The 16,367-nt window shown below is 60.0% G+C and carries 18 protein-coding genes; 16 read left to right on the top strand and 2 right to left on the bottom strand.

The genetic code is table 11. The features are described 5' to 3' along the window. Nucleotides 1–8 precede the first annotated feature (8 nt). A complete protein-coding gene (locus DFR49_RS02900; protein ID WP_004211473.1) occupies nucleotides 9–2,069 on the top strand; it encodes a ParB/RepB/Spo0J family partition protein in 2,061 nt (686 codons plus the stop codon). Between the two features lie 125 nt (nucleotides 2,070–2,194). Continuing rightward, nucleotides 2,195–6,481 (top strand): strawberry notch family protein, encoded by a 4,287-nt coding sequence (locus DFR49_RS02895; RefSeq protein ID WP_004211474.1) that lies wholly within the window; start codon nucleotides 2,195–2,197, stop codon nucleotides 6,479–6,481. Between the two features lie 72 nt (nucleotides 6,482–6,553). Here the strand turns inward: DFR49_RS02895 and DFR49_RS02890 are convergent, their stop codons facing one another. Both DFR49_RS02890 and DFR49_RS02885 read right to left on the bottom strand, forming a co-directional pair. After that, complete coding sequence (locus DFR49_RS02890; RefSeq protein ID WP_004211475.1) at nucleotides 6,554–6,955, bottom strand: hypothetical protein; 402 nt, start codon at nucleotides 6,953–6,955, stop codon at nucleotides 6,554–6,556. A 107-nt stretch (nucleotides 6,956–7,062) separates the two neighbouring features. Beyond that, entirely contained in the window at nucleotides 7,063–7,566 is a 504-nt protein-coding gene (locus DFR49_RS02885; RefSeq protein WP_004211476.1) for a Ros/MucR family transcriptional regulator, read from the bottom strand. 261 nt (nucleotides 7,567–7,827) lie between these two features. Here DFR49_RS02885 and DFR49_RS02880 point away from each other — a divergent pair, with 261 nt between their 5' ends. From DFR49_RS02880 to DFR49_RS02820, 14 genes are all read left to right on the top strand, one after another. After that, entirely contained in the window at nucleotides 7,828–9,021 is a 1,194-nt protein-coding gene (locus DFR49_RS02880; protein WP_004211477.1) for a hypothetical protein, read from the top strand. 113 nt (nucleotides 9,022–9,134) lie between these two features. Further along, entirely contained in the window at nucleotides 9,135–9,353 is a 219-nt protein-coding gene (locus DFR49_RS02875) for a hypothetical protein (RefSeq protein ID WP_004211479.1), read from the top strand. 177 nt (nucleotides 9,354–9,530) lie between these two features. Then, the gene (locus DFR49_RS02870) at nucleotides 9,531–9,872 is read left to right on the top strand and encodes a hypothetical protein (RefSeq protein WP_037491197.1); all 342 of its coding nucleotides are present in this window, start codon (nucleotides 9,531–9,533) and stop codon (nucleotides 9,870–9,872) included. Beyond that, the gene (locus DFR49_RS02865) at nucleotides 9,859–10,350 is read left to right on the top strand and encodes a hypothetical protein (RefSeq protein ID WP_147373616.1); all 492 of its coding nucleotides are present in this window, start codon (nucleotides 9,859–9,861) and stop codon (nucleotides 10,348–10,350) included. Before DFR49_RS02870 ends, DFR49_RS02865 begins: the two co-directional genes overlap by 14 nt. 186 nt (nucleotides 10,351–10,536) lie before the next feature. Beyond that, a complete protein-coding gene (locus DFR49_RS02860) occupies nucleotides 10,537–11,013 on the top strand; it encodes a hypothetical protein (protein WP_004211483.1) in 477 nt (158 codons plus the stop codon). A 261-nt stretch (nucleotides 11,014–11,274) separates the two neighbouring features. After that, the gene (locus DFR49_RS02855) at nucleotides 11,275–11,469 is read left to right on the top strand and encodes a hypothetical protein (protein ID WP_037491199.1); all 195 of its coding nucleotides are present in this window, start codon (nucleotides 11,275–11,277) and stop codon (nucleotides 11,467–11,469) included. Between the two features lie 145 nt (nucleotides 11,470–11,614). Next, on the top strand, nucleotides 11,615–11,932 hold the full coding sequence (locus DFR49_RS02850; RefSeq protein ID WP_004211486.1) for a hypothetical protein: 318 nt from the start codon (nucleotides 11,615–11,617) through the stop codon (nucleotides 11,930–11,932). After that, nucleotides 11,929–12,120 carry a hypothetical protein gene (locus tag DFR49_RS21585; protein ID WP_004211488.1) on the top strand — a complete coding sequence of 64 codons (192 nt, stop codon included), beginning with the start codon at nucleotides 11,929–11,931 and terminating at the stop codon, nucleotides 12,118–12,120. The genes DFR49_RS02850 and DFR49_RS21585 overlap by 4 nt, the downstream gene beginning before the upstream one ends. A gap of 53 nt (nucleotides 12,121–12,173) precedes the next feature. After that, on the top strand, nucleotides 12,174–13,307 hold the full coding sequence (locus DFR49_RS02845; RefSeq protein ID WP_004211489.1) for a phosphoadenosine phosphosulfate reductase domain-containing protein: 1,134 nt from the start codon (nucleotides 12,174–12,176) through the stop codon (nucleotides 13,305–13,307). 157 nt (nucleotides 13,308–13,464) lie between these two features. After that, nucleotides 13,465–14,160, top strand: a complete 696-nt coding sequence (locus tag DFR49_RS02840) for a DUF5983 family protein (protein WP_004211491.1) — start codon at nucleotides 13,465–13,467, stop codon at nucleotides 14,158–14,160. A gap of 73 nt (nucleotides 14,161–14,233) precedes the next feature. Next, nucleotides 14,234–14,884, top strand: coding sequence for a hypothetical protein (locus DFR49_RS02835; protein WP_004211492.1), 651 nt, complete (start codon nucleotides 14,234–14,236; stop codon nucleotides 14,882–14,884). 12 nt (nucleotides 14,885–14,896) lie between these two features. Beyond that, on the top strand, nucleotides 14,897–15,358 hold the full coding sequence (locus DFR49_RS02830) for a hypothetical protein (protein WP_004211493.1): 462 nt from the start codon (nucleotides 14,897–14,899) through the stop codon (nucleotides 15,356–15,358). Nucleotides 15,359–15,388: 30 nt separating this feature from the next. Next, a complete protein-coding gene (locus tag DFR49_RS02825) occupies nucleotides 15,389–15,727 on the top strand; it encodes a hypothetical protein (RefSeq protein ID WP_004211494.1) in 339 nt (112 codons plus the stop codon). A 122-nt stretch (nucleotides 15,728–15,849) separates the two neighbouring features. After that, entirely contained in the window at nucleotides 15,850–16,329 is a 480-nt protein-coding gene (locus DFR49_RS02820) for a hypothetical protein (RefSeq protein WP_004211495.1), read from the top strand. Nucleotides 16,330–16,367: the final 38 nt, after the last annotated feature.

Here is a 16,367-nt window from a genome sequence, read left to right as displayed (position 1 = left end):
TAACACCGATGACATTTCCGATCATCTATGTGCCCGCGGTCAACTGCCGTGTGGCGGAAGACAATGTGCGCAAGCATTCCAACGCTGATGCGGATGCTCAGTTCGAAGCGCATCTCGGCGAAACTGGCATCGTCCTCCAGAACCTGATCGGCGTCCCGATCAAGCGCCGGAAAGACCAGTATGACATCTATGCTGGCGGCCGTCGTCTGTCCCGGACGCTCAGCAATATCGAGAAGGGCGTGTTGCCCAAGGATTTTCAGGTTCCGGTCATGGTGGTCCCGACCGCCGAAGACGCGATATCAATGAGCCTCGCTGAGAACTTCTTCCAGCTTGCGATGAACCCGGCGGACGCCTGCACGGCCTTTCGCACGATCATCGACAAGGAGAAGAAAACGACCGCCGACATTGCAAAGCGGTTCAGCCTGACGGAACGTTTCGTTGAGGGCCGTCTACGCCTCGCCAACCTGGCTACGCCGGTATTTGAGGCACTGGCGAAGGGGCAGATCACACTCGACATCGCCAAGGCCTACGCCAAGACGACCGATACCGTCCGGCAGGCATCGGTGTTCGAAAGCCTGGCCGGCACCTACTATGCGAACAATGCTGCCGAGATCGAACGCCAGGTGACAGCGGGGAGTTACACCGGCGGTCATCCGAAAGCGTTGCTGGTCGGCCGTGAGGCCTATCTCGCGGCGGGCGGCAACATCGACAGAGACCTCTATTCCGATGCCGAAAGTGAACTCTGGACCAACCGAGAACTGCTCGACCAACTCGCTGAAGAGGCTCTCACGGAAGCAGCCCAAGCCATCCGCGAGCGTGAAGGGTTCGCTGAAGTCCGTACGATCGCAGCCAACCACGTTCCATACACCGCAACCATGGGATTGCGGCGCCTCCAGGGGGTTGTTCCGCCACTCAGCGAGACCCAGGAGACTCGACGGACCGAAATCCAGGCGGAGATCGAGGAAATCGAGGAAACAGCGGCTGAAGCCGAGGAGTATAGCGACGAGCAGCTCGAAAAGATCGAAGCGCTGGAAACCGAACTCGGCTCTATCATGGACCGGCAGGAGGTGTTCGAGCCCGAGCAGAAAGCAAAGGCGCTTGCCTATATCGTGATCGGCGAGAATGGTCAGCCTGTCGTGGAAGAGGCCTTGTTTCTCGCTGAGACCGACGAGGACGATCAGGATATCGATCCGGATGCCGAGGAGGATGGCGACGACGCCGGCTCGGATGCAGAAAGCACGGCGACCCCGCGCAAGTCAAAGCTCAGTCAGAAACTTCTCGATAGGCTGGCCGTGATGCGGACTGAACTTGTGGCGCTCCATGTCGCGAACGATCCCCACTTCGCGATGGATCTCGGCACCTTCGTCATGGTCGATGCCGCCCATCGTAAGTTTGGCGGAGCCTATGATCTTGCATCGGGGCTTAAGGCGCCGCTGCCTGAGCGACGGGTTGGCAATTTCGTCAGCGAGACGGCCGCTGCTGAAGCCTGGGTCAAGCTTGAAGGGGAGCTTGATCACTCTTGGCGGGACGCCGGCGATCCTGTTGCACGCTTTGATGCCTTCCGGGCGCTGGACGATGAAATGCGCGCCAACTGGTTTGCCTGGGCGATCGCGCGGACCATCGAGCCGGTCGCCGACAGCGGTTCGGGAGCGCCGTTCTTGCGGCATCTGGGGCGCAGCCTCGACATCGATGTTGCGCGTTGGTGGCGTCCCACCACTCGAAACTTCTTCGATGCCGTTACGCGCAACTGGATCCTCGATCTGTTCGAGGACATTGGCGGGGAGGATCTGAAGTCCCGCTATGGCGCAGCGAAGAAGGCGGACCTCTCAGCCTCTGCCGAGAAGCTGTTTGCCGGGCAGTCGATCATCGAAGCCGAGATCAAGGACAAGGTGCTTGCCTGGCTTCCCCAGCCCATGCGGATCGAGGAACCGCCGGTCGTGGAAGCCAGCGGTCCGAGCCGTGCGGAGCTGGCGGCCGCCATCGGCGCAACCCAGGCTGAGCCGGCCATCGAGGAACCGGTCGAGGCCGCGAATGATGCGGACGGGGACGATCTGGCTGAAGCCGCTTGATCTGATCCTTCCCTCTCACTCGGGCCGGGGCGCTTGCGTTCCGGCCCGTTCCTTTATCCCCGCTGCGTCTTCGCGTCCGTTTCTGCGGACAGATGCCGTGCGCAAATTTCCCGGAGATCATCATCATGAATATCCAGTCTGCCGCAGGCCTCGATGTCCACGCCGCCGATGCCGCTCGTAAGGCAGCGGGCCTCTACAGTGTCGCGCTGACCATCGCCGAGCATCTCGCCAGTGCCGGCACGATGTCGCGCCAACATCTCTCGCGGCTGATGCGCGAGACGTTCGGAGCCAACGACGCTTCGGGCGTCTGGTCGATGCGTGACGCCTATGACGCGCTTGAAGCCGGCCAGGTGCTGTTCCTGCGAAACCATGAGTCCTCACCGCTGACATTGTCCGAGCCCGCTGCGATCCTGAAGGCGCTCACCGACCTCGAACGCGGCCTGCCGACCCAGACCTATCGCTCCGAACATCAGGTCGATCTCCAGCAGTTCAGCACACCTATCGCGCTGGCCTGGCTCACGGCCCTTTGCGCCCGGGTGAATTCGTCCGATGTTGTGCTCGAACCTTCGGCCGGCACCGGCATGCTCACCATTCTCACGGCACGCGCAGGCGCGGTTCTGCATCTCAACGAACGCGATACTCAACGCGCAGACCTGCTCGCCCATGTCACCGGCCAACCCGTCACACGCTATGATGGCGCGTCGATCGATGACTGGTTACCCGCAAGCTTCGCGCCCGACGTCGTGCTCATCAATCCGCCGTTCTCGCGCAGCGAAGGCCGTGGCCGCGATCGCCATGCCGGCGCCCGCCATCTGCGCTCTGCGCTGCTGCGACTTCGGGAAGCAGGACGCTGCATTGCGATCATGCCGTCGAGTTTCACCGCCGACGGTCCGGGGCGAACCGGCTATGCAGCGGTCCGTGAGGTGGTGCGCCCGCGCGTCGAGATCGATATCCTCGGCGACGTCTATGCCAAACATGGCACCAGTGCGCGTATCCGATTGCTCATCTTCGACAAGGGCTGGACCGGCGAAACCCACTATATTCAAGTCGAGGCCTTGGCTGAAGCTCTGCCGCATGTCCTGGCTCTCCCTGATCGATTGGGCCCGCCAACACCGCCTACGACCTCGGCCCCCGCGCCAACCCTCAAGCCGGTCCGCACCCGCGGATCGGCTTTTTCCATGTTCGCCAGGGAGACCGCGCCACGTCCGCTCACACCCCCTGTCGTCGCGGCCGTCGAAACCACTCCAAAGCCAGTCGAATTCATCGTGCGGGAAAAACCGCTGCCGATGGGTGAGACAGCCGGCATCTTCGCACCCTGGAGACTGTCGCGCATCGAGATACCCAGTGCGGCGGAGCATCCCGATGAGCTGGTCGAAACGCTCGCGATGGCGTCGGTGTTGCCACCGGTGCCGAGCTATCGGCCCGAATTGCCACCCGGCACCTTCAAGGCGCTGTCGAGCGCGCAGCTAGAAACAATCCTGCTTGCCGGCAGTGCGTTCGAGCGTGATCTTCCCGGTCGCTATATGCCCAACGAGGCCGGCGATCAGCTGTTCGAGAATGAAGACGGCCATGTCTATCGGCAGGGTTTCTTTGTGGGTGATGGCACCGGCGTCGGCAAAGGCCGTGAAGCCGCTGCCTGCCTCATGGATCAATGGTGCCGCGGTAACCGGCGCCATGTCTGGATATCGCTGAGCGGACCTCTTCTGAGCGATGCGAGAAGAGATTGGGAAGCGTTGGGCGGCATGGCTGCCGACATCCAGCCGCTCGACGCGATTCCGCTCGGAAAGCCTATCACGATGTCAGCAGGCATCTTGTTCCTCACCTACAGCACATTGCGTTCGGTCCGCGATAAAGGGCCCTCGCGCCTCGATCAGATCCTTGCCTGGCTGGGCGACGATTACGAGGGTTTGATCATCTTCGATGAATCCCATGCCCTAGCCAATGCTGCGCCAGCTGCCAGCGACTTCGGCGATGCCGTGGCTTCACAGCAGGGGATCACCGGTTTGCGCCTCCAGAATGCCTTGCCGCGCGCCCGTATCCTCTATGTCTCGGCGACGGGTGCGACCACCCCCGCCAATCTTGGCTATGCGATCCGGCTCGGACTCTGGGGGGCTGGCACCGCATTTACCTCCCGCGCCAGCTTCACCGCTGCGATGGAGAAGGGCGGCATCGCGGCAATGGAAGTCGTCAGCCGCGATCTCAAGGCGACCGGCCTCTATACCGCCCGCTCGCTCTCCTATGCCGGCATTGAATATGAGCCACTCGAGCACAAGCTCACCGCGGCTCAAATAGCGATCTACGATGCCTATGCCGACGCCTGGCAAGTCGTGCACGCCGGGCTCGATACTGTACTCAAGGCGACCAACGTGATCGATCAGGTTGGAGGCGACACGCTCAACGCGCAGGCCAAGGGCGCGGCGCTCTCCAGATTCGAAAGTTCACGGCAGCGCTTCTTTTCGGCCCTTCTGGTGGCAATGAAGATGCCAACGCTCCTGAAGGCGATCGAGGCTGAACTTGCTCAGGGCCATGTCGCGGTCGTGCAACTGGTCTCGACTTCCGAAGCGACCCTCGAACGGCGGCTGGCGACGCTCTCGCCCGATGAGCGTGCCAATTTGGATATCGATTTGTCTCCTCGCGACATACTGGTCCGGTATTTGACCGACGCGTTCCCAACACGCCAAATGGAAGTCTACAAGGACAATAGCGGCGAGGTTCGCTCACGTCCGGCCAGCGATGAAGAAGGCAATCCCGTCCTCAGCCAGGAAGCGGTCCGTGCTCGCGACGGACTAATCGAGAAGCTTTGCGCGATGCCGCCTGTCGCGACCGCACTCGACGAACTGATCCGCCACTTCGGCACAGATCGGGTTGCCGAGGTCACCGGCCGTTCACGCCGCATCGTGACTGATGGGGCCGGGCGGCAGAAGATCGAACGCTTGAGTCCGCTTGCCCGCATCGCAGACACGCAGGCATTCCAGAATGGCGACAAGGACATCCTGGCCTTTTCGGCAGCCGGCGGGACAGGCCGTTCGTATCATTCGGATCGCAATTCCAGGAGCGCGCACCGCAGGCGCGTGCATTTTGGTCTTGAATTTGGTTGGCGCGCGCCAGCGGCGGTCCAGGGCCTTGGCCGCACCCATCGCACCAACCAGATGACCCCACCGATCTTCAGGCCCGTCACGACGGACTGCAAGGGTGAGCGGCGGTTCATCAGCACCATCGCTCGTCGGCTTGACGCTCTTGGAGCTTTGACGCGTGGGCAACGGCAGGCGGGCAGTCAGAACCTGTTCGATCCAGCCGACAATCTCGAGAGCGATTACGCCAAGGATGCTCTGCATCAATGGTATCATTTGCTGCACGCCGGAAAACTCACAAGCACGACGCTCGAGGCATTCGAAACGATGACCGCGCTTAAGCTGACTCAAGGGGAATCCGGCGAGCTGTTGGAAAAGTTGCCACCGATCCAGCGCTGGCTCAACCGGCTGCTAGCTCTTCGGATCTCTACACAAAACGCGATCTTCGAGGAATTCTTCGCGTTGATCCAGGCGCGCATCGATGCGGCGCGCGAAGCGGGTACGCTTGATCTCGGCGTTGAGACCATCCTCGCGCGCAAGGTCGAGTTGCTCTCAGACATCGTGATCCACAATGACGAGGTCTCCGGCGCAGAAACCCGCCTTCAGAAACTCCAGCTTCACCTCAAGCGCAACGTGACCGGGTTTGAGCGACTGATGAGTGTGTGGGGTGGCACCGACGACATCGCATACCTCCGCAACAATCGCTCAGGCCGGGTCGCCTTGCGGGTACCTTCCTGGTCGACGATGGATGAGGACGGCCAGCCCATCGCGATGTGCCAGCTGGTGCGGCCTACAGGACAGGATAGAACGCGTTTCGAAAGCCTGGCCCGCAGCTTCTGGCAACGCATCGATAAAGGCGAATTCGAACGTCTTTGGCGGGAGGAAGCCGATCAGGCCCGCGAACAAGTCGATATTGAAATCGTCCATATCGCCACCGGTCTGCTATTGCCGGTCTGGAACAAACTGCCGGAAGATGACGTGCGTGTCTGGCGGATCGTTGACGAGGCCAGTGGCCAGTCGCGGCTCGGTCGCATCATCTCCGCCGAAATGCTCTCGGAAACCGCTGCCAGCTTCAATGTCACCGACGCAGTCAAGCTCTCACCGGCTGAAATCATCGCGGCCGCGAGCGGGATCGATGGTGCGCAGATCGACGGCTTGCCCGGCACGCGACTGATCAGGGTGCGCGTCAATGGCCAGCAGAGGTTCGAGATCCGGGACTATCCCTATGATCGGCTCGATTGGCTGAAGTCACTGGGCGCTTTCACGGAAATAATCAGTTTCCGCACTCGCGTTTTCCTGCCGCCTGAAGATGCTGAACGGATTTTGGCCGAACTAGGATAGGAGGCACCTCCTAACGACAACGACTTATTGCGGCACGCCAGCCCGAACGAGCGATCTTGGGATGGCGTGCCGTCAGAAGACGCCTCGATGTCTCAGCTTTGCCATAACGGCTTCAGTCTTGTCCTCGACGACATAATCGAACAACAGTAGTGAAATTGTGTCGCCAATCATCAGCTCGCTATCGAGCGCTGCGGAAAAGCGGATTCTGGCCCGTTCCAGAAGATCAAGGGTAGCAGACGATATCGCAAAAGCGACCTCGTGACCGCCGGTCGTGGGGATCGTTGCGAGATGTTCGCGGAGCACCGAAATGCCGTGGTCGAGTGTGTCGTCAGCTCGCCCAGCGCGGTAGGCGATGACGTCTGATAACGATCTGTCATGTCCGGTCCGGCTTGAGTGGATCCGCTTGCACAGATTGATAAGCCTGGAGAAATACTCCGAGCAATCCAGGCGGTACAGACGGGCATCCGCGATCATAGAACCCTCGCTTTTCGAACATCGCATCGCGCCAATGGAGCGATGCCAAGTTGCGAATTGCAAAGGTTATTCAGCTTTATACAAAATGCAACTTCAAAGGCCGCCCCTCATGCGGGTTCGGGGGACTCAGCTGTCTTCTTACGGGGGCGCCGGGTCGCCGGTACTTTGGCCGGTTTTACGGGCGTTTCCGGTTCGACCGACTTGGAACTGCGTTTCCGGCCAAGGCCGATTGCCTTCGCTAGCGTACGGCGCTGTTCGGCATAGTTAGGCGCGACCATAGGATAATCGTTGGGAAGGCCCCACTTGTCCCGATATTGATCCGGCGTCATCTGATAGTGCGTCATCAGATGACGTTTGAGCATCTTGAGTTTTTTTCCGTCCTCCAGACAAACGATATAGTCGGGCTTCACGGAGGCGCGGATCGACACAGCCGGTTCGGGTTTGGTCTGACTCTCGTCCTTTTTCTGGCCAAGCCCACTCAACGCACCGTGAACATTCTGTATTAGCGCCGGCAGATCGCCCACCGCCACACTGTTATTGGCGACATGCGCCCCAACGATGTCCGCAGTCAGCGTGATGAGCGTTTCGGACATATCGGCGCTGTCGGTCATACGATCTTTCTTCCCACTTTTGTTTGGAACTTCGGTCTGATGTTCACTGAGCCTCTGGGCAAGCAGCCACGATAGCAAGCGCTATAGGGCCCGGCCACAACATTACGCCCGCTATCGTGACGATTCTGTCAATGCTCTCCGCGACTGCGTCCGCTTTTGCTTACCGATGGCAGGAAAGGGAAGGGGGAAAGGGATGGTGCTGGGCAGTGTGAATGCGCGCTGCACCCGGCTTCCATCCAAATATCTCCTGGAGAAACTTCCATGGCAACGCTTGTTCCCAGTCCCACGCGCGCTGTTTCAGGTGCCTATGGCGTCGATATCTCGCGCGGCACATCCAACACGCGCGTTTCCTCCGAATGGTTTGCGCGCCCCGACGACGAACGTTTCCTGTCGCTCGGTGACCTCTACGAAAGCGTTCATGCTCGAGCTGAGCGTGCCCACACCCGAATTATCGAGAGCCGTGCGATCAAGGTCGAGGCTCGTCGCGATGCACCCGAACGCCTGGCTCTGGTCTTGCCCGACAACGATATGCCGGTCGCGCCGACCAATTGGTCTTTCGGGCAAATGTGCAGCCTTGTCGGCGCTCCGGCGTCCTACCTGCGTGATCTGCCCGGAGCGCTCGCCGCCATCAACCTCCAATTTGGCCTACAGAATCATCGTGGCGAACAGGTCAAACTTCTCCAGACCGACAACGGTCGCCCGGAACTCCGCGCCGTAACTGGCCCTGAGTACGGTAGGATCTGGGACCATGAGTTAGTATCCGCCGTCATGCGCTTCGCCGGCAATGGGACGGGTGACACGCGTTGGAAGGTGCCGGGCCTGCTCGACTGGCGCACAATGCACTACAATCCTTTTGTCGACGTCTCAAAAGACACGACGACACTCTTTGCGTCCGACCGTGACGTATTCCTCTTTTTGGTCGACGACACTCACCCGATCGAGGCTGGCAAACTGCCCAATGGCGAACCGGATTTGTTCTTTCGCGGTTTTTACGCCTGGAATTCCGAAGTTGGTGCAAAAACTCTTGGAATTGCGACATTCTACCTGCGGGCAGTGTGTGCAAATCGGATTTTGTGGGGCGTCGAAAACTTCCAGGAGATCAAGATCCGGCACAGCAAGTTCGCCGCCGGGCGCTTTGCCCAACAGGCTGAACCCGCGCTTGAGCACTTCGCCAACGCCTCGCCGCGCTGCTTCGTGGACGGCATCCAGACGGCGCGAACGCGGATCGTGGCCCGCAAGGATGAGGACCGAGAGGAATTTCTGCGCAAGCGGGGATTCTCCAAATCGGAAACCACCAAGGTGATCGAGATGGTTCTCGCAGAAGAAGGCCATCCGCCGGAGAGCGTGTTCGATTTTGTGAACGGCATCACGGCCCTTGCGCGCACCAAGACACATCAAGATGCGCGTCTCGATCTTGAAGGCAAGGCACGCGGGCTTCTCGAACGAGTCAATTGAAGCTGAGTCGCCGGGGTCTTCTGGCCCCGGCGATCAACCACGCCGCCTATCACGCTCATTCTCGTGTGCGTTTGTGCGGGCCCAATTCCCTTGATCAGAAGGAGCACCGTCTCATGAGCGCTGACGTTTACATTCCGCTTCGCACTTTCGTTGTGACCGTCGAATTCTTCAGCGGCGGAGACCGCTATGCCAGCGAAATCTATAGGATCAATGCCTCGAATTGGCACCGTGCTGAGCAAGCGGCGATCGCCCTGTCCGACGACAGCACTTATTATCGTCCTGAGATTCCGGCTCTCAGCCGCGCCGCCGTCGCCCGGGCGGTGCCGGTGTAAACCGACGCCAACCGCATGTGCGACTGATAAGATCCCACTGAAAGCATGCCCAGAGCAAGGCACGGCTTCCCTCAGCGCACGCCTTATCCGCCTCCTACCGTACCGGAACACGAGCAGACGCCGTCATCGTGGCGCTGCCGGCGCATTCCCATGAACTCAACCACAAGGAATGAGACTATGCACGCTTCTCCAGCCAGCCGAGACGCGCTCATCGAGCACGGCTTTCAAATCCTCACGCGCCTCCCGGACACCGTCATATCCCTCACCGAGGAGGAGTATGATGCTTCGGCTATCCTGGCATTCGATCCCGAGGCTGCGCTACCCACTGCGATGTTCGCACATCCTATCGAACCGCATGACCTCACTCTTCGGGTAGCTGGAAGCCAGTTCGACGTAGGAACATGGGAACGTCTTGCACAAGCATCGGCATTGGAAGCCGATACGCTGGACCGCTCGACATGTCTGGCCCTCTTTCTCGCTCAACGCGCTAATAAAGGATGGGATATTGACCCTCGCTGACTGCTGGCGCTGGCTTTACACGCGGAGAACCGTAGTAGCTGAACATATGCCTATCGAACCCGTAGGCCCAGCGCGCCGTGAAGCGCTGATGGCATCGGAGGGATGCATAATTCTAGGACGCAAGCCGGGTAGCAACTCCCATCAAGGCTTTGCCGAGAACAACTTCTCGGTGGGCGACATGGAATGGCATGCCGAGTACGCAAACTTCTTTCTATCTCGGGATAGCTGGTCGTCCTCCGGCAAGAAGCAAATGATCAGGGGCGAGGTGGAGGCTGAGGTCTGCGTCGAGAGTGAACGCCGCCGCCTGCCTGATTGGGAGATAGAAATCTGGGATGTTCACGATGAGCACCTGCCGGTCGTGATTGATTGGGAAGGCTGGATCGACGCATGGGCCTACGACCCGAACAACAAAATGTCTGGCGTCACGAGCATGTTTAAGGCGTGCAACCTCCGCTTCACCATGCGGAGAGGCCGATGAGCTTTGAGCCGACTTTCTCCTCCGCGCCCGATCGACGATCAACCAGATTGGTCGACGCCGAAAGCTCGATTGAGGACATAGGGTTGCGCGTTATCAGGCCCGGACGATCCGAATTCGGCCCAACGAGAGGAGGAGAGAAGGGACGGGGGAGAGTGCTGCCATTTTGGAGCAGTCAGGAGTTCTCCCATGAAAATCGAACTACGCAGGATCAGCTATAACGCCGCTTTGTCACAGGAAACTGCGGCCTATACCGCCGAAATCTGGATTGATGGCAAATTGGCCTTTCACGCACGCAACCAGGGGACGGGTGGGGCTGATTTCTATCACCGTGTTGGACGGTGGACAGAAGCTGAGGTCGATGGCTGGCTCAAGGCGAACCGCCCGCTGCGCTCCCTGGGAGATATAGCCTGCGATCACGATCTCGAGATTGAGGTGAGTGACCTGCTTGCGCGAGAACTCGAGCGACGGCGGCTCGTGCGCTTGCTCCGCACAAACCTGATCACGATTGAGCAAAACAGCATCCTCAAATATCCGCTACGCAAGCGCCCCCTCGAGACCATCGCCCGTGCGGTGCGCGCTACCAATCCCGACGCAGTTATAGTCAACGGCGCGAGCGACGAGGTGTTTGCAAGGGCGCTCGACATGCTGCTTGCCGCACCTTGACGGCCCTTCAGCTTAACGCCGCCGTGTAATTCCGGTTACGGCAGTATTTTGACTATTCCGGCGATGAGCGAAGCAGATCCTCAAGCGGCCGCGAGAGCCTTCATTCAACCAGAAAACGAGGGCGCGCCGCGGTCGGGGACGGGCGACCGAGCGCCCCATGGCTGATGTCATTGGTTTCCGTTGCGCGTGGTCGGGCGCATCGGAGCGCTGGCCGATATTGCCGGCCGATTACCGACCTCTTTCTAATCTGGAGTAAATTGTATGATGATTCCTGACCTCAGCACCGCCGAACCGAAGGAACTCGCACCAGTCCTGCTTGCCGCCATCCAACGTCTTGGTCAGCTTGGCCGCACGGCCGCGGTCGAGGTCGCTGCACTCGTCGATGATCAGGATGCGGACTTCGAGGAAGCTGCCTCCTGGATTGCCGATATAGCGGCAGGAGAACTGCGCGACTGATCTGCTTCCCATCCTATCGATCATCCGCACGGAGCCCGGCCATCGCGCCGGGTTTCGTGCTTTTGAAAAGATCATCCATGCACTCCGCACTCCAAGTCCACCCAGATCCCGCGTCGCTCCCGCAGGGCAGTGGAAAGGACGAAGCATGACCAAAACCGATAGACAGAAAGTCAACGAAACGCCTGGCGCCGCCGATCAACGCCACTTCGTTCACGTCTACGCCGTGATCCGCATCAAAGTGGAAGTCGATGCTGACGACCATCGATCGGCGATGGAGGCGGCCGACGAACTGTTGTTCGCACATGGCCTTCCCCTTCGGCTGACAGCGGCATCGCCGACCATATTGGACATCGACTACGCCGACGAGATCACAGGCTATCTGGTCGATGAAGCTGGAGACACCGAATTCGCCCGCTCCCGTAGCTACGGGCCCGACCACGAACCTGAAGGCGCCAGATCATGAAGCCGCACCGCATTTCCATCGTGCAGATATTTCGGGTCGAGCGCGTGATCACCGTCACCGTCGACGCTCCCGATATTCAGTCCGCAATCGACAAACAGAGTGAGAGCGACGCGCCGGCGTTTAGTGATCCGGGCTGGCGCGATAGCTGGTCGCTCGAACAGGACCATGCCCGGCGAGCATCGGGCTGAAGGGAAGAGGGATTGAGGAGATGCTCCATTGTCGGAGCGGTCAGGAGCTTCTCATGTCCCTTCCAAATTCCGCTTCACAACTCATCACCAGTCAGGATATTCCCGTTGCCTTCGATTCTGTCATCCTCTCCGCGGTAGAACAAAAGGCCTGGTTTGCCTTCAGCCTGTCAGGTGGGAAGGACTCGACACTCTCCGCATGGGCCGCGATGTCCTTGCTCGACCGGCTCGGTCACCCCCGCGATCGTCGCATTGCCATCCACGCCGACCTCGGTCGCGCTGAGTGGCGTTCAACCCCGGCTATGGTCGAAGAGATCGCCGCCCGGCTAGACGTGCCCCTCGCGGTCGTTCGCCGACCAGCCGGCGATATGGTGGCGCGCTGGGAGCAGCGCTTCGAAAGCGGCAAAGCACGCTACGAAGCGCTCGAAACCTATAATCTCATCGGTCCCTGGTCGAGCGCAAGTCTCCGTTTTTGCCAGAGTGAAATGAAGGCAACCCAGATCGGCCCGGAACTCGCCAGACGGTTTAGAGGCGAGACCATCGTTTCCGTCATCGGACTACGCCGCGAAGAAAGTGTCACGCGGCGATTTACGCCGGTCTCGCGAGAGGATCACCGCTTTGCCAAGCCCGGTAACCGGGCCGGCACGCACATGATCAGTTGGCATCCACTGGTCCACTGGACTGCCGCCCAGGTTTTTGCAGCCCATGTTGCGCACAATCTTCCGCTCCATGAAGCCTATGCCCGCTATGGTGCTGGCCGACTGTCCTGTGCCTTCTGCGTTCTGGCGTCGCTCTCCGACATAGCCGCGTCAACCTGCGCACCCGGCAATCTGGACCTTTATCGTCATCTTGTCGCGATTGAGGCGGATTCTACATTTTCTTTCCAGCCGGGGCGCTGGCTGGCCGATGTGGCACCGCAGCTCCTGCAACCGTCACTGCTACGCACGATCCACCAATCCAAAATCGATGCCGGTGAGCGCCGACGCCTTGAGAGTAGCATGCCGCCTCACCTGCGGTTCGTAAAAGGATGGCCGCCGTGTGTTCCCACATCTGACGAAGCCGCACAGATCGCAACGGTAAGGTCGACGATCCTGCGCCGGCATGGCTTGCAAAACCTCTATCCGACCGGGGCGGACGTGCGCGCCCGCTTCGGAACCCTGCTTGCTCTCAAGGACGCACGTCACCGCTGATCGGCTTCAGGGATTCCGTCTCGCACGTCACCGCTCGGCATCTCTTCCGCCGCAAGCAGGTTTCTACGCACCCGCGCGCATTCCCGACACCGATGCTTCGTGATCGCGGAACGATCATCCCAAACCCACTGCACTCTTAACCGGCAAGGATATTCCCATGGCAGATCACATCCGGTCCGAACACCTTGCGTTGCTGGCACGGGCTAAAGCAGCGCTAGCACCTCATGCAAATGGATCGAGCGACGTTGCGGCGATCATAGCGGATCTCGACGTCGCCATTTCAAGGATCAGCCAGACTCCGGTCCCCTGGTCCATTCCGATCCATGTCGCGCTGATCGGCCATGGGCAGGGAACCAGCCTCGTCGCTGCGGTCAGTCATGAGGGGCTGCTGGCCCAAGTCGCGGTCTATTGCCGATCGCAATGGAGTGAGATCAATGAAGACCGCGATCCCGCGCAGCTCGATCCGGCGATCGTGGTGCGGGATTATTTCAATCACCATCCGGAAGACCGTCTTGTCAGTCATATGGAATGGGTCGATCCCGACCTTGGCTATGATGCCGACAAGCTTGAGATGGGCAACTATCTAGCCTTATCCTCATCCCATATTTCATGGCCAACGACGCTGAGGCTCGACAAATGGCTGACGCGCGATCCCTCTGATCGCCCCATCAGTATCGCTGATACCCATTATGGCTGGTTTATCGCCACCCTCCCGTCTTCGATTGATAATGAGGCGGAACTCCCGGGCGATCTTCTTGATGTCCTGGCATTCGCGCAAAACAAAGGTTGCAGCTACCTGGTCCTGGACCGCGATGCCCCCGCTTCGGATCGGCTTCCATGTTTTGAGTGGTGACCGTCTGCTTGGAGAAAAGGGGGAGGGGTTGAGGTGAGCGTGAAGATGCGCTCGGTCCTCAGGAGAAATCCCCATGTCCTACGACATAGCCTTTCGACACCAGCAGGCTCTGGATCCCTCGGCACTGACCACGCTGCCCAACTCCCTCTACGCGCTCAACGCCGCCATTGAGGACTGCCGAAATGCGGGATGTGCTCATGAGAGCGATCCCGCGGTAATTCTGCTCGCGCGCCATCTTGGTGCCATCGCCAGCCAGATCGATCGTCCCAACATCGAACTGCGTCGTTCCTGCATGGATGCTATCGCCGATCTTCGGCGCAAGCCTGCCCTGATCGCGTTGGCCCACAAAGGTGTCGCCTATGACGAGCGCGCCAAGAAGCTATTCCATTCGGACGGTAGGAAGGCGTTGCGGGCGCTTGCCGACGCACTGGGCCTCGCCGAGGATAGCTACTCCCTAACGTCGCAACGCGGGGGTGTCGCCGTCTCGGGCGAGGTCACGCTTCACGGTGAAAATATCTACGTCCAGCTCAGTCTCGGTTGCATGGGCGCAGGCCGCGAGGTGATGTTCCGCAAGGTCAGCGGCCGCAAAGACTATGTCGGCGATCGCAACCACTGGGCTTCAGTTCACGATCTGGTCCTTCAACCGGCGCGATTTGCCACGCGCATCCGCCGCGAACTGCATCTTCCCCAATCGGATGCCGCCACAAGCCGACTGGTTGCCTGAGGGAGACCCGCCATGGAAATCATTGTCACCCGTTCCCGCATCGCGGGGACGCTGCCCCACTATGAATATCGCGCTCTCGTTTCCGCCGACGCCATCGACGAGGTGCGGCGCAAGCGGGTCTGCGTCATCAAGGCGCCTGCCGTTGCCGGTCGTGTTCCCTGCCTTCGCATCGCTCCGGTTATCGCGCCGGATCGCTATTTTGAACTGAACTCCGCAGCGCGCGACGCTTTGGGACTTCGGCTCGGCGCGCTCGCCAGGCGCATCGAGACACTGATCGTGCGGATCATCTTCCCGGAAATGACCGCCGACTTTCTCCGCCCGGTCTTCACGCTCGATCATGATCCGGGTGATGCCTGTACCATGACGGATATTGACGATCTGACCGGAGCATATGATCGCCTCGGACCGATCTTCGATATCCTGACCGCCTTCGATCTTGGTCTCCGCCAGGATTGCGAGCGGCGCGCGGCATGACATCGTCCAGGACCTGAAAGGAATTCCTCCATGCCTGAGACTTCCGCTCCCGCCCTGGCGCTCGAAACCGCGGCCTGCCTCTGGGAAGCCGTGCTGGACCTGCGGGACAATCCGGTCGGCAATCCCGACACTATGGAGCTTGCACTACATATTCGCGCCTCCTTTGAGGCGGCCGGCACCGCCACCATGCGAATGATCGTTATTGGGTGGACCGATGCTGTCGACGCGGCCTGGACCAAGATTGCCGACGATTATCTCATGAGTTTCGATTGGGATTTCGTGCCTGGCTGGATTGTCCGCCACATCGACTGGTCCGAACCCGGCCATCCGGCCATCAAGCCGGATAGGGCCATCCCCGCCAATCTATAGGCGAGGTCCGTTTCCCTGATCCAGATTGCCATCCGGGGAGGCGGCGCAACCGACACAGCCTGTCAGACAAACACCTAACCGCTCCGCCCACACTGCGGAGCGGGCGAAGGAGAATTGCGCATATGAGCGTTATCGGACACAATCACATTCGCAAGGTCGAGAACTTTGATGCCTATGAGGTTCTCGCCCATCCGCTTCCTTCCCGAGACGATCGCGTATTTCGGCGCCATGAACCGGAAGGCTCGAACGTGTCGATCACCTATGCATCGCACGATGTCAGGATAGCACGACCAACGGGTATCGGCAGCAAGGGCCGAATGGCCATTTTGATGCATCACGGACGCGGTCGCTTCGCGATCGAGTTTTACGAGAGTGCGTTACCAATTGCTGCGGCGCTTCTCAGCCTTCCGGAGCGCGAGCAGTACGCTCTGGCTTATGCGATTTTTGAACAGGCCGACGAATGCGCCGATGGCGCTCGCGCAGCCGAAGCGAGGCGCTGGGCCGACGCATTTGCGGACGGCCGCATTCGCAAACGTCGCAGTGGCGGGAAGCGCTATGTCCATATCGAAACCCCTGCCGAGAAGGCGATACGACTTTCCTGATCGCCATTGAGGACCTGGAGCCTCGTTTGGGCCCGTTT

It is taken from the genome of Hephaestia caeni, from assembly GCF_003550065.1.
GTDB classification, from domain to species: Bacteria; Pseudomonadota; Alphaproteobacteria; order Sphingomonadales; family Sphingomonadaceae; genus Sphingomonas; species Sphingomonas caeni_A.
The sequence above is the reverse complement of the archived record's forward strand: the minus strand, read 5'-3'. Positions and strand labels throughout refer to the sequence as shown.